The following is a 13,321-nucleotide window of genomic DNA, read 5'->3' on the forward strand; positions in this document are numbered from 1 at the left end:
GAAAAACTATGAAAAAAAGAATTCTCTTTTTTGAAGACTTGGGATATAAAAAATATAAAGAAACTTGGATATATCAAAAAATATTATTTAACAAACTCATCCATCAAAAAAAAATATGTGATAAAAAAATACACGGATATTTGCTTTTTGTAGAACATCCTCATGTTTACACTATAGGAAAAAATGGAAAAGAACAAAATTTGTTGGTTACCTCAAACTTTTTAAAAAAAATAAATGCTGAATTTTATCAAATAGATAGAGGAGGAGATATAACTTACCATGGTCCTGGACAATTAGTTGTATACCCAATTTTAAATATGGATTATTTTTTTACGGATATTCATAAATATTTACGTTTTTTAGAAGAAGTTGTTATTCATTTTTTATTAAAAAATTATGGAATAAAAGGTGAGAGAATAAATAAAAATACAGGAGTTTGGTTAATAAAAAACGGAACTTATAGAAAAATATGTTCCATAGGAATTAGAATAAGTCGTTGGATTACTATGCATGGTTTTTCTTTAAATATCAATACAGATTTACGATATTTTGATCATATTATTCCATGTGGTCTTTTTAATAAAGGAGTTACATCCTTAAAAGAAGAATTGAAAAATAAAATATCTTTTTATGATGCAAAAAATCTAGTAAAAAAATCTTTTCAAAAAATTTTTCATATAGAATTTATATAATAGATTTAACTATCATTATTCCATCTTTATCTACTTTTTCGAGAAAAACGTTTTGTAACGTATTTATAAATAATGGATTAATATTTATTTTTGTTCGAATATAATTATCTGTATATCCATACAAATATTTTTTATTTTTCGTATTATTCTTTTCAAATAAAACTGTTTTTTTAGTATAAAGTTGTTTCTTACAAAAAGTAAGATACTTCTCTTTTGAAAGAGTACTTAATATATTTTTTCGTTTATATTGGATTTCTTTAGTTACTTGTTCTATTAAATTAATAGCTTTTGTATTTGGTCTTTGAGAGTATGGAAATATGTGTAATGAAGATATTTCCAATTCCTTCAAAAAATAATAAGTCTCTAAAAAATGTCTATGTTTTTCTCCAGGAAATCCTACAATTATATCTGAACCAATATAAGCATCAGGAATTATATTACGTATGTATTGTATTTTTTCTTTATAAAGTTCTCGTCTATAACGTCTTTGCATATTCCCTAGTATATAATTACTCCCAGATTGTAAAGGAATATGAAAGTGAGGCATAAAAAGTTTACTTTTTGATAAAAAATCAATACACTCATTTTTCAATAAATTAGGTTCTACTGAGGATAAACGTATTCTTCCTTTTTTATTTATTTTTTGATCTATAAAACGTATTAAATCAAAAAAAGTGTAACAGGAACCTCCGTTTTCTTTTTTATATATTCCTTTTCCATAATCTCCAATATTTATCCCTGTTAATACTATTTCCTTTATCCCTTTTCTAAAAAGAAAATTTATATTATTTAATATGTTTTCTACACTGTCAGAACGAGAACCCCCTCTTGCTAGAGGGATGATACAATAACTACATTTATAATCACATCCATCTTGTATTTTTAAAAAAGAACGAGTTCTTTTTCCAATAGAAAAAGAAGAAAAATAAGAAAATTTTTTATATCTGTTTTTCGATATAATATGACCAGTTTTCTTTTTATTAAGATGATCTATAATGTGATATTTATCTTCATTTCCTAAAACTAGATCTACACCATGTATGGAAGAAACTTTATTATAATGAATTTGAGCATAACATCCAATTGCTATAATAAAAGCTTTTGAATTTTTTTTGATAAAAAAACGTACTATATACTTAAAATCTTTTTCTGCATTTTTAGTTACGGAACAAGTATTAATAACATATATATCTGCAAAACTTTTGAAAGTAACATGTTCATATTCTAAAACAGAAAATTTTCTTTCTATAGTAGATGTTTCCGAATAATTAAGTTTACATCCTATGGTATAAAATGCTATCTTTTTTCTTTTCATTATAATAATATTCCTCTCTTCTATTCTAAGTCTTCTAAGAGGAATAATAATCTAAAAGTCCACGATGAGTAGCTTTTATAGATCTTTTACCCTTTGTCCAATTTGCTGGACAGACTTCTCCACTTTTTTCATAATATTGAAGAGCATCTATCATACGAATGGCTTCATCTATATTTCTTCCTAAAGGAAAATCATTAATTAAAAGATGTCTGATAAAACCTTCTTTATCTATCAAGAATAAACCTCTATAAGATATTAGCTCTCCCGTAGCTTTTAATTCGTTTTGGTCTAAAATTAAGTTTCCAGATAAAACACCATAATTATAGGATATAGTTTTATTGATATCAGAAACTATAGGATAAGTAACGCCATGTATACCTCCTTTTTCTTTTGGAATTTGTAACCATGCCCAGTGAGATTGTTCCGTATCTGTAGATATAGCTATAACTTGAACATTCCTTTGCTCAAAGTCACGTATTTTTTCTTGAAATGCATATATTTCTGTAGGACAAACAAAAGTGAAATCTTTTGGATAGAAAAAAAGTAACACATATTTACTTCCATAAAAATGTTCTAAAGTAAAATTTTGAATAATATCTTCACCATTTAATACTGCACTAGCTGTAAAATTAGGAGCTTTTTTTGAAATTAAAGTATGTTTCATTTTTTTCTTAATTTATTGACGAATTTACCAAAATTATCATAAAAAACCAATCTTTTTCATACATATCTATGTAACTTTTTATTAAGTTTATTTTTCAAATTTGTTAAATACATAATTCTTTTCAAAATAACTTCATTTTCAACATTGCTTTTCTGAAAATTAAGAATTTCTTGTTGTATTAATTTTAATACATATAAAGATTTATATCTCAATAAAATATCCATGAGATATTGATGAATTCTCTCTTCTTTAGAAGAAACATCAATTCCTTTTTTATCCCATTTAGATAAAGAATATGTTTTTTTCTCTTTATTAAGCTTAAGGAAATTTAAATTCCCTTTTTTATGTTTTTGTAAACAAATTTGATCAAATATTTTTTGATGATGTTCCAAGAAAAAACGGAATTTACATTTTATAAATGTTTGGTATATCTCCTCAAAAACAGTAACATGATATCCTTCTTTTTTTTGAATCAGAAGATTTCCATAATTTAAAATCAAATGAATTAATTCTCTTTCTAGAATAAAAAGTGGATTTCTTTTTCCTGAATTTAAAAGAATGTTTTTTCCGATTTTATTCTTCTGTTTATTATTTTTTTGACTGATTCTTATTAATTCAGAAATTAGAACTTCTGGGCGTATATCGAATAATTTAGATGTTTCCTGAATGTATAACTCTCTTTGAATAAAATTAGATAATTTAGAAATATTATTCAATATAGTCCAAACCAAAAATGATTTTTTCATTGGATCATCTTGATGGAATTTTTCATAGATTCTCTTTTTAAAGGAAACAAAATTATAGCTATTTTTATCTAAAACATCTCTCAATTGAGAATAAGAATAATTTTTTGCCAAATAATCCGGGTCTTCTCCATTATCAAAGAATAGAACACGTAAATTCATATTTTGTTCAAGGAACATATTAATAACTCTTAAAGTAGCTTTAAGACCAGGACTGTCTCCGTCATAGAAGATGACAATAGATTTTGTAAATCTCTTAATCAATAAAATTTGATCAATAGTCAGAGAAGTTCCAGAAGAGGATACCACATTCTTTATTCCAGACTGATGTAAAGATATAACATCAGTATATCCTTCAACTAAATAACAAAAATCCTCTTTTAAAATGTTATTTTTAGCTTGAAATAAGCCATATAAAATTTTTCCTTTTTGAAAAATATCATTTTCTGACGAATTAAGATATCTTGTAGCATAAGAATTATCATCAATAATCCTACCTCCAAAACCTATAACTATTCCTAAATGATCATAAATAGGAAACATTATACGTTTACGAAAGCAGTCAAAAGGATTATTATTTTCTTTTAATACAATCAAACCAGATTTTTGTAAATCACATATATTTAAACCTTTCTTTAAAGCTACTTCTGTGAATAGTCTATAAGAAGAAGGAGCATAACCTAATTTAAATTCATGAATGGTTTGTATATTAATACCTCTTTTATTGACTAAATAACTTAATCCATTATTTTTTCCTTCTTGAGTAAAATATAATTGATTTCGGAAAAATGATTTTGCATAATCTTGTATTAAGCATAAATTTTTATATTCATGATATCTTTTTTGAACAAAAGATGAATAATTATTTCCTTGAATCTTAATATCATATTTTTTAGCTAAATAATGTAAGGATTCTACATAAGTAAAATGTTCATGCTCCATAAGAAAAGTGATGATATTTCCCCCTTTTCCAGAACTAAAATCCTTCCATATTCTTTTTTTAGGAGAGACAACAAAAGACGGATTTGTTTCTTGGGAGAAAGGACTTAATCCTCTATAATTTAGACCGCTTTTTTTTAATCGAACAAATTCTCCAATCACTTCTTCTATACAAGAAATAGAATATATTTTTTTTATAGTTTCTTTAGAAATCATAATTTTTATTTCTGACTATTTTTCATCCTACGAATTACTTTTTTTGGATTTTTACTAGAAAAAATAGTAGTTCCTGATACTAAAATATCAGCTCCATTTTTAAATAATAAAGAAGCATTTCCTAGATTAATCCCACCATCTACTTCTATAAGAGCAGAAGAATGTTTTTTTAAAATTAAATCTTTAGCATCTTCTACTTTTTTATATGTTTGATTAATAAATTTTTGTCCACTAAAGCCAGGATTAACGCTCATTAACAAAACAAAATCTATATCCATAATAATTTCTTTCAAAAGAAAAACTGGAGTATGAGGATTGACAGCTACACCTGCCTTCATGCCATGCTCTTTAATAGAAGAAATAGTCCTATTTAAATGAATACAAGCTTCATAATGAACATGTAAATGATCTGCTCCACATTCTTTAAATTGTTCTATATAACGTTCTGGTTGTAAAATCATTAAATGTACATCCATAGGTTTAGATGCATATTTTTTCATTTTTTTTATAAAAAGATTTCCAAAAGAAATATTAGAAACAAATGTTGTATCCATAATATCAATATGGAACCAATCAGCTTCACTTTCATTTAGCATTTTTATATCTTTATATAAAAAAACAAGATCCGCTGAAAGTAAAGATGGAGCTATAATTTTTCTCATATTTTTTTAATATTGATAGAAAAAAATAAGGTATTGAAATGAAATGATCATTTTTCAATGATCTATCATTTCACTAATCCCTATTTTAGAAAAACCTCCATCATGATATAAATTTTGCATTGTAACTTTTTTTGTTAAATCGGAAAAAAGTGTAATTATATAATTTGCACAATCTTGTGTAGAGGCATTTCCTAACGGAGATATCTTTTCAGATATAACGAAAAATTTGTTAAATCCTTTAATAGATTTTGCCGCTTTAGTAATGCTAGGAGATTGTGAAATTGTGTTTACTCTAACTTTATCCTTTATTCCCCAATAATAACCAAAATTACGAGTGATACTCTCTAAATACGATTTATAATCTGACATATCTCCATAATGTGGAAAAAATCTTTGAGAAGCAATATATGTTAAAGCAACAATAGATCCCCATTTATTCATAGCTTTTTTTTTCCAGGCTATCTGCATGATCTTATGATAAGAAACAGCAGATATTTCCCATCCCTTTCTCAAAAATTCATAATTGATAGAAGTATAAGAACATCCTTTTCTAATATTTATGGACATTGCTATAGAATGTAGCATAAAATCTATTTTACCACCGAAATAATCTAATGTTTTATCAAAAAGAATATTCAGATCTTCTAAAGAAGTAGCATCTGCTGGAATAACCATAGATTTAGTTTTTTTTGATAAATCATAAATTTTACTTCCCATTCTTATAGAAGAAGGTGTATTTGTTAAAACAAAAGAACCTTCTTCTTCATATACTTTTTCTGCTACTTTCCAAGCAATGGAATTTTCATCTAAAGCTCCAAATATAATTCCTTTTTTTCCCTTCAATAAATTGTAAGACATAAATATTGATTAACTAATTAATATGAGAATACTGATTTCATATGTTAAAAACATCTTTAATGATAGGTAAATAATCCAATTTTTCCCATGTAAAAAGTTCTACTTCTTGTTTTTTCTTTTTCCTTTCCCCGTCAAAGAAATATTTCCATACTTTTCTTGGTTTTTTCCCCATATGTCCATAAACTGATGTTTCCTCATATATCGGATGACAAAGTTTCAATCTTTTTGTAATAGCGTAAGGACGTAAATCAAAAATTTTTTTGATATTCAATACAATATCTTCATCAAGAAGATCCACTTTAGAAGTCCCATAAGTATTGACAAAAATACTGATAGGTTCTTCAACTCCAACTGCATAAGATATTTGTACCAATAATTCATCCGCAATACCTGCAGCTACGAGATTTTTAGCAATATGTCGTGCTGCATATGCTCCCGATCTATCCACTTTAGAAGGATCTTTTCCAGAAAAAGAACCTCCTCCATGACTTCCTCTCCCACCATAAGTATCTACTATAATTTTTCTACCGGTAAGTCCCGTATCTCCATGAGGGCCTCCGATTACAAATTTACCTGTAGTATTTATGTAATATTTTGTTCTGTCCGTAAATAATTTTTTTACTTTTTTGGAAAAGACTTTTTTTACCCTTGGTAGCAAAATATTTCTGATATCTTGAACTATTCTTTGATGCATTCTTTCTCTTGTATCGAATTCATCATGTTGAGTAGAAATTACGATAGCGTGAATATGCATAGGAATATTATTTTCAGAATATTCTAAAGTGACTTGAGACTTAGAATCTGGACGTAAGTAAGTCATTTTTTTACCTTCTTTTCGTATAGATGAAAGTTCTTTTAGTAAATAATGAGATATCTCTAATGCTAGTGGCATATAATTTTCTGTTTCTTTAATTGCATATCCAAATACAAAACCTTGATCTCCTGCTCCATATTCTTCAGATTTTCTTAACTTCCTTATTCCATGATAAAGATCTATAGATTGTTTTTGAATAGAAGAAAGAATACCACAAGAATCGGCATTGAATCTATATTCATTTTTTGTATATCCAATTTTACGAAGAATATCACGAGCCACCTTACGAACATTAACATAAGTTTTAGAATTTACTTCTCCAGCTAATATAATTTGTCCTGTAGTAACTAAAGTTTCTATCGCTACTTTTGCCTCTGGATCATCAGCTAAAAAATGATCTAATATAGTATCCGATATCTGATCCGAAATTTTATCAGGATGTCCCTCTGAAACGGATTCACTAGTAAATAAATAAGACATTTCTCTGACAAGATAAATTATTTTTTTTCTACATTTTATTCTAATCTTTTTGAATATTAATGGATTCTTTATGCAACAATTGAAAAATATCCTCAAGTATTTTTTCCGAAAGACCTAATTCTTTTCCCAATTTTATAGATTTTTTCATAATAGATTTCCATCTATTTGGCTGAAAAATTGTGATATCTTCAGATTTTTTTAAAAAACCCAATTTTTTAGAAATTTTCATTCTATCTGCTAAAAGGTGAATGATATTCTCATCTATTTCATCAATAAAAACTCTAAAATCATATAAATCCTTTTTTTTATCAAATGTAGTAGTAATATATGTTAGTTTTTTTAACATATTTAAGAGATAGACCGGAGTAATCTGTTGTTTAGCATCACTCCAAGCATGATCAGGATCACAATGACTTTCTATCATTAAACCATCATATCTAAAACGATATGCTTTTTCTGCTATCTCAAAAATACCTTCTTTGTTTCCGCAAATGTGTGATGGATCACATATCACAGGAATTCTAGGAAGAATTTTCCTAAAATTAAACAATAAATTCCAATTTGGTTGATTTCTGTATTTTGATGTTTTATAGGTGTAAAATCCACGGTGGATTACTCCTAACTTTTTTAATCCTTTACTTAATAAACGTTCTAAAGCTCCAATCCACAATTCTATATCAGGATGTATAGGATTTTTTACTAGGATAATTTTATCCTCTTCTCCTTCTAAAGAATCCGCTATTTCTTGAATAGTAAAAGGACTAGCCGTACTTCTTGCTCCTATCCAAAGAACATCAATGTCAAATGATTTTGCCAATTTAACATGTTCAGCGTTTGCTACCTCTGTGGATACCATTAACCCTGTATCTTCTTTCACTTTTTTCAACCACCTCAGTCCTTTTTTTCCTATACCTTCAAAATTGTTTGGTCTAGTCCTAGGTTTCCATATTCCTGCTCTAAATATTTGAACATAAACTGGATCTAGTTTTTTTGCTGTTTCCATAATTTGTTGTTCACTTTCTGCACTACAAGGTCCAGATATAGTTAAAGGTCTATCAAATTGATCTATCCAAGATCGATCAATACTATTATTCAGAATATCTTTTTCCATCACAATACATTTAATTTATACATATTTTTTTATTTTATTTGATTCTTTCATATAATGATTAATTTCATGATATTTTTTATTTTTTAGATAAAAACGAATTTTTTCTAAATTATCTATATGAATATCTATGGCCTCAATCAGGTTTTTTTTATTTGAAATAAAAATAGGTAACCATGTTTTAGGATTGCTTTTAGCTAAACGGGTAGCAGAAATAAATCCACTTCCTATTATCTTATTCAAAATATCTTCTTCGTTTTCAAACTTTTCTAAAGTTGTTTTAGCTAAGGAAAAGGATAAAATATGAGGTAAATGAGAAACATAAGAAATATAAAAATCATGTTCTTTAGAAGTTAAATAAATTTTACGCATTTTCATAATAGAGTAAATTTTTTCGGCCATAGATATTGCATCTTTAGCACTTAATTCAGAATCACAAAAAACACAATTTTTTTTATAGAAAAGATCTGAATGAGCCGAATTTGGTCCAGAATTTTCGATTCCTGCAATGGGGTGTGTGGCAACAAAACGACTTCTTTTTGGATGAGAATAAACACTATGACAAATATCATATTTAGTAGATCCAGTATCTAAAATAACTGTATTTTCACTCACTTTATTCAGAATACTTGGAAGTATTTTTTTTATATGATCAACAGGAATGGATAAAATAATAACGGAAGATAATCGAATAAGATCTTTTAAGGGGATAATTTCATCTACTATTCCAAGTTTGATAGCATGTACAGCGTTTTTTTCATTTAAGTCGGTCCCTATATATCTATCACCAAAATTATATTTTTTCAATCCTAAACTAATAGATCCACCAATTAAACCTAATCCTATAATTCCAATATTCATGAAAAAATTCTATTTTTTGCCTCTTCCAAAACTTCAAAAGGACAACACATAGATAATCTAACGTATCCTTTTCCATTTTTTCCAAAAATTCTTCCTGGTGTAATAAATATGTGATAATTTTTAAGAATTTTCTCTGACCATTTATTATCATCTTTATCTATCTTTTCTGTTATTCTTGCCCAAACAAATATACCAGAGCTATTTTTATTGTATTTTAAATGAAGACGATCACATATTTCCCATATAACTTTTCGACGTCTGATATATTCCATATTTAGTTTTTTAAACCATTTTTCACCATAATTAAATGCTTCTATAGCTCCAATTTGGATAGGAAAAAACATTCCAGAATCCATTTGACTTTTTACTTTTACGATATTTTTAATAAAATCTCCTTTTCCAATTATCATTCCGACACGCCATCCTGGCATATTATAACTTTTACTTAAAGAATTTAATTCTAAAGAAACATCTTTAGCTCCATCAATATTAAAAATACTCAATGGTTTTTTTCGATTGTTTAATAGCAATAAGCTATATGGGTTATCATGAACTAGTAAAATATGATTTTTTTTAGCAAAAAGGACTATTTCTTCTAACTTATCAAAAGTAAGAGTGGATCCTGTAGGCATATGAGGTGAATTAATCCACATAATTTTTACATTAGTAATGTCTTTATTATTTTCCAAATCCTGTATGTTTGGACACCAGTTTTCACTTTCATAAAGATTATAATAAATAATTTCAGATTCCAAAAGTTTAGTTATAGAAGAATAAGTCGGATATCCTGGATCTGGAATTAAAACACTGTTTCCTCTATTTAAATAAGACAAACTTATATGCATAACTCCTTCCTTTGATCCCATTAAAGGTAAAATTTCTCTATTTGGATCTACATCTACCTGATATGTTCTTTTATACCAAATAGAAACAGCTTTTCGAAAGCTATCTATTCCAACATAATTTTGATAAGTATTCGCATTATTTCTTTCTGATGCTATTTTCATTTGATGAATCACTCCACTTGGAGGAAGAAGATCCGGATTTCCTATTCCTAAATTAATAATTTTTATTCCTTTTTTTTCAAGAAGACGAATTTCTCTCATTTTTTCGGAAAAAAAGTATTCCGATATTTGATCCATTCTTGTTGACTCAATCATTGAAGATCTATTTTTTCTTCTGTTCCATTTTTGTATTCTCCCATAATAGAGAATTGATGAATAGATACTATTTTTCGTATTTTTTCTTTCATCATATTATAATCTTTTATATCATTAAATATAATATCTACATAAAATGAATATTCCCAAGGTTTTTCTATAATAGGTATGGATTGTATTTTAGTCATGTTTATTCCTAAACTCGATATAATACCCAAAATTTGAGAAAGACTTCCGATTGTATGCAAAATTTTAAATTTTAATGAAGCTTTATTAAAAAAATTATCTTCCTTTTTTTTATAAATATTTTCAATAACGAAGAATCTAGTAAAATTACTTTTAATCGTTTGTATATTTCTATAGATTATTTCTAATCCATACTCTTTAGCTGCATCTTCTGATGCTATTGCAGAAAAATCTTTTTTTTTTTTACTAGAAATAAATTTAGCAGCAGCTGCTGTATCGTAGTATTTTGATATTTTTATTTCAGGATATTTTTCTAAAAAAGTTTCACATTGTAAAATAGCCATCGGATGAGAGTATATCTCTTGTATATTTTCTATTTTTTGTCCAGGAAAAACCATTAAATGGTGTTTTATAGGCATATATACTTCTCCTACTATTCTTATTAAATTATATTCAGATAAAAGATTGTAATTAGTTAATATTGTTCCCGCTATACTATTTTCTATAGCCATTACTCCTACATCTACATCTCCTTGAACAACTGAGATAGCTAAATCTTTAAAAGAAAAAAATTCCATTAATTCATAAGGATAACTTCTTCCAAAATACTTAGAAACTGCTGCGTGATGAAAACAACCCTTAATCCCTTGTATAGCTATCTTTTTCATGTATAAATCAAATCTACATATATAGAAAATTCAAAGGTAGAAAATAATTTAGTTTTATGCAATGTATTTTATCATATCTCAATGAGAAAAATCAATACAAAAAACGGTTAACTTTATGCTTTCATATATCAAATTCTATTTTTATATGAAAAAAAATAGTAGAAATACTATCATAAAAGGATGGAAAAAAGAGAATAAATATCCTACTCTTCCAGAGGTTTTTTCTTCTGTTTCTATACCTAAAAAAAAAGGAAAGTGGAGAAAAATTTTTTCTTTTACTGGACCAGGATTATTAATAGCTGTAGGCTATATGGATCCAGGTAACTGGGCTACAGATATTGCTGGAGGATCTAAATTTGGATACATGCTTTTATCCGTTATTTTTATATCAAATATTTTTGCTATGATTTTACAATATCTAGCTCTAAAGCTAGGAATTGTTTGCGAACGAGATTTGGCTCAAGCATGTAGAGATCATTATTCTCCTTTTATTAATTTATTTTTATGGATTTTATGTGAAATAGCTATTTCTGCATGTGATTTAGCAGAGATTATTGGTTCTGTATTAGCCTTAAAATTGCTTTTTGAAATTCCCCTAACTTTTGGGGTATTAATAACATCCATAGATGTTTTACTTATCTTATTTTTTCAGTATAAAGGATTCCGATATATTGAAAGTGTAGTTGCGATTTTAATATTGACAATATTAGTTTGTTTTAGTTTTGAAATAATCAGTTCTAAACCAGAATTTTTTCAAATTTTAAAAGGATTTATACCAAATCACGAAATAATTAAAAATTCAAATTCTCTTTATATTTCTATTGGAATTCTAGGCGCAACCGTTATGCCTCATAATCTTTACTTACACTCAAGTATTATTCAAACAAGGAATTATCCACGTACTATTAAAGGAAAAAAAATGGCCATTAAGTATGCAACTATAGATAGCACGTTATCTTTGACTTTAGCTTTCTTTGTAAACGCAGCTATATTAATTATTTCTGCTTCTACTTTTCATAAAACAGGACATACAGAAGTAGCAGATATTATGGATGCACATAAACTTTTAACTCCTATTTTAGGTTCTAGTCTTTCTGGAATTTTCTTTGCTTTAGCTTTATTAGCATCAGGACAAAATTCGACACTTACTGGAACTCTTGCAGGACAAATCATTATGGAAGGATTTCTTCAAATAAGATTAAAACCATGGATAAGAAGATTAGTTTCACGATTATTAGCTATTGTTCCAGCTATGATATTTTCTATTTTTTATGGAGAAAAAGGAACAACTCAACTATTAATAATTAGTCAAATTATATTATCAATGCAATTAAGTTTCGCTATAATTCCATTAGTTTGTTTTACAGGAGATTATAAAAAAATGGGGAACTTCGTAAATAGTCCTATTTTAAAAACATTAGCTTGGTTGATTACAATCATAATTTTGATACTAAACTTATTTTTGATATATAGTATGATGACAAAAAATCAAATAAGTAGCCTAGGAATCTAAAACTTCAAAATTCATAATAAATTCACTTTTCTGATGGAATCGTATATATGCCTGATGTTTACCTATTGTTTTAATTACTTTATTTCCAGGAATTCTTATAAACTTTTTATCTACAGAAATTCCTTCTTTATTTAAAGCATTCATTAGATTCTGATTGTTAATCGAACCATATAATTTCCCTTTTTTTCCTACTTTAGCTTTTATTTTTATAGTTAACTTTTTTAATTTTTTTTCAATTTCTTTTGATTGATCAATAAGAAAATTCTCCTGATTGGAACGTTGTTTTAATATTTCTTTAATATGTTTAATTTTTCCAGGTAAAGCTAAAATAGCATAACCATGAGGGATGAGATAATTTCTTGCATATCCAGGTTTTACGTCTAATTCTTCATATTTAAATCCCAAATTTTCCACATTCTTTTTAAGAATTATTTTCATATAT

General features: G+C 26.8%; 13 protein-coding genes. 2 read left to right on the top strand and 11 right to left on the bottom strand.

What is annotated here, in order from left to right:
- Window positions 1–8 precede the first annotated feature (8 nt).
- Window positions 9–692: a lipoyl(octanoyl) transferase LipB gene (lipB, locus tag H0H78_RS01375; RefSeq protein WP_185851222.1), complete on the top strand. Its 684-nt coding sequence runs from the start codon at window positions 9–11 to the stop codon at window positions 690–692.
- Here the strand turns inward: lipB and mtaB are convergent.
- The 10 genes from mtaB to H0H78_RS01425 are packed head-to-tail and all read right to left on the bottom strand — an operon-like array spanning window position 685 to window position 11,366.
- Window positions 685–2,007 carry a tRNA (N(6)-L-threonylcarbamoyladenosine(37)-C(2))-methylthiotransferase MtaB gene (mtaB, locus tag H0H78_RS01380; RefSeq protein WP_185851223.1) on the bottom strand — a complete coding sequence of 441 codons (1,323 nt, stop codon included), beginning with the start codon at window positions 2,005–2,007 and terminating at the stop codon, window positions 685–687. The genes lipB and mtaB overlap by 8 nt on opposite strands.
- Window positions 2,008–2,041: 34 nt before the next feature.
- Complete coding sequence (locus H0H78_RS01385; RefSeq protein WP_185851224.1) at window positions 2,042–2,671, bottom strand: peroxiredoxin; 630 nt, start codon at window positions 2,669–2,671, stop codon at window positions 2,042–2,044.
- A 56-nt stretch (window positions 2,672–2,727) separates the two neighbouring features.
- Window positions 2,728–4,569 (bottom strand): DNA primase, encoded by a 1,842-nt coding sequence (gene dnaG, locus H0H78_RS01390; RefSeq protein WP_185851225.1) that lies wholly within the window; start codon window positions 4,567–4,569, stop codon window positions 2,728–2,730.
- Window positions 4,570–4,574: 5 nt separating this feature from the next.
- Window positions 4,575–5,231 (bottom strand): ribulose-phosphate 3-epimerase, encoded by a 657-nt coding sequence (gene rpe / locus H0H78_RS01395; RefSeq protein WP_185851226.1) that lies wholly within the window; start codon window positions 5,229–5,231, stop codon window positions 4,575–4,577.
- Between the two features lie 54 nt (window positions 5,232–5,285).
- Window positions 5,286–6,089 carry an enoyl-ACP reductase FabI gene (locus tag H0H78_RS01400; RefSeq protein WP_185851227.1) on the bottom strand — a complete coding sequence of 268 codons (804 nt, stop codon included), beginning with the start codon at window positions 6,087–6,089 and terminating at the stop codon, window positions 5,286–5,288.
- A gap of 37 nt (window positions 6,090–6,126) precedes the next feature.
- The gene (gene metK, locus H0H78_RS01405; protein WP_185851228.1) at window positions 6,127–7,383 is read right to left on the bottom strand and encodes a methionine adenosyltransferase; all 1,257 of its coding nucleotides are present in this window, start codon (window positions 7,381–7,383) and stop codon (window positions 6,127–6,129) included.
- A 40-nt stretch (window positions 7,384–7,423) separates the two neighbouring features.
- A complete protein-coding gene (locus tag H0H78_RS01410; RefSeq protein WP_185851229.1) occupies window positions 7,424–8,494 on the bottom strand; it encodes a bifunctional 3-deoxy-7-phosphoheptulonate synthase/chorismate mutase type II in 1,071 nt (356 codons plus the stop codon).
- Between the two features lie 15 nt (window positions 8,495–8,509).
- On the bottom strand, window positions 8,510–9,352 hold the full coding sequence (locus tag H0H78_RS01415) for a prephenate dehydrogenase (RefSeq protein ID WP_185851230.1): 843 nt from the start codon (window positions 9,350–9,352) through the stop codon (window positions 8,510–8,512).
- Window positions 9,349–10,512, bottom strand: coding sequence for a pyridoxal phosphate-dependent aminotransferase (locus H0H78_RS01420; protein WP_185851231.1), 1,164 nt, complete (start codon window positions 10,510–10,512; stop codon window positions 9,349–9,351). Before H0H78_RS01420 ends, H0H78_RS01415 begins: the two co-directional genes overlap by 4 nt.
- Window positions 10,509–11,366, bottom strand: coding sequence for a prephenate dehydratase (locus H0H78_RS01425; protein ID WP_185851232.1), 858 nt, complete (start codon window positions 11,364–11,366; stop codon window positions 10,509–10,511). The genes H0H78_RS01420 and H0H78_RS01425 overlap by 4 nt, the downstream gene beginning before the upstream one ends.
- Before the next feature lie 145 nt (window positions 11,367–11,511).
- Here H0H78_RS01425 and H0H78_RS01430 point away from each other — a divergent pair, with 145 nt between their 5' ends.
- Window positions 11,512–12,879: an Nramp family divalent metal transporter gene (locus tag H0H78_RS01430; RefSeq protein WP_185851233.1), complete on the top strand. Its 1,368-nt coding sequence runs from the start codon at window positions 11,512–11,514 to the stop codon at window positions 12,877–12,879.
- Here the strand turns inward: H0H78_RS01430 and rplI are convergent.
- Entirely contained in the window at window positions 12,868–13,317 is a 450-nt protein-coding gene (gene rplI, locus H0H78_RS01435) for a 50S ribosomal protein L9 (RefSeq protein ID WP_185851234.1), read from the bottom strand. The genes H0H78_RS01430 and rplI overlap by 12 nt on opposite strands.
- Window positions 13,318–13,321: the final 4 nt, after the last annotated feature.

Origin of the sequence: Blattabacterium cuenoti, from assembly GCF_014251235.1 — a bacterium.
GTDB lineage: Bacteria > Bacteroidota > Bacteroidia > Flavobacteriales > Blattabacteriaceae > Blattabacterium > Blattabacterium cuenoti_AF.

Coding starts and splice junctions, on each gene's coding strand:
- H0H78_RS01420 (WP_185851231.1), bottom strand. CDS start 10,512: ATGATTGAGTCAACAAGAATGGATCAAATATCGGAATACTTTTTTTCC.
- H0H78_RS01410 (WP_185851229.1), bottom strand. CDS start 8,494: ATGGAAAAAGATATTCTGAATAATAGTATTGATCGATCTTGGATAGAT.
- dnaG (WP_185851225.1), bottom strand. CDS start 4,569: ATGATTTCTAAAGAAACTATAAAAAAAATATATTCTATTTCTTGTATA.
- lipB (WP_185851222.1), top strand. CDS start 9: ATGAAAAAAAGAATTCTCTTTTTTGAAGACTTGGGATATAAAAAATAT.
- rplI (WP_185851234.1), bottom strand. CDS start 13,317: ATGAAAATAATTCTTAAAAAGAATGTGGAAAATTTGGGATTTAAATAT.
- mtaB (WP_185851223.1), bottom strand. CDS start 2,007: ATGAAAAGAAAAAAGATAGCATTTTATACCATAGGATGTAAACTTAAT.
- H0H78_RS01400 (WP_185851227.1), bottom strand. CDS start 6,089: ATGTCTTACAATTTATTGAAGGGAAAAAAAGGAATTATATTTGGAGCT.
- metK (WP_185851228.1), bottom strand. CDS start 7,383: ATGTCTTATTTATTTACTAGTGAATCCGTTTCAGAGGGACATCCTGAT.
- H0H78_RS01415 (WP_185851230.1), bottom strand. CDS start 9,352: ATGAATATTGGAATTATAGGATTAGGTTTAATTGGTGGATCTATTAGT.
- rpe (WP_185851226.1), bottom strand. CDS start 5,231: ATGAGAAAAATTATAGCTCCATCTTTACTTTCAGCGGATCTTGTTTTT.
- H0H78_RS01430 (WP_185851233.1), top strand. CDS start 11,512: ATGAAAAAAAATAGTAGAAATACTATCATAAAAGGATGGAAAAAAGAG.
- H0H78_RS01425 (WP_185851232.1), bottom strand. CDS start 11,366: ATGAAAAAGATAGCTATACAAGGGATTAAGGGTTGTTTTCATCACGCA.
- H0H78_RS01385 (WP_185851224.1), bottom strand. CDS start 2,671: ATGAAACATACTTTAATTTCAAAAAAAGCTCCTAATTTTACAGCTAGT.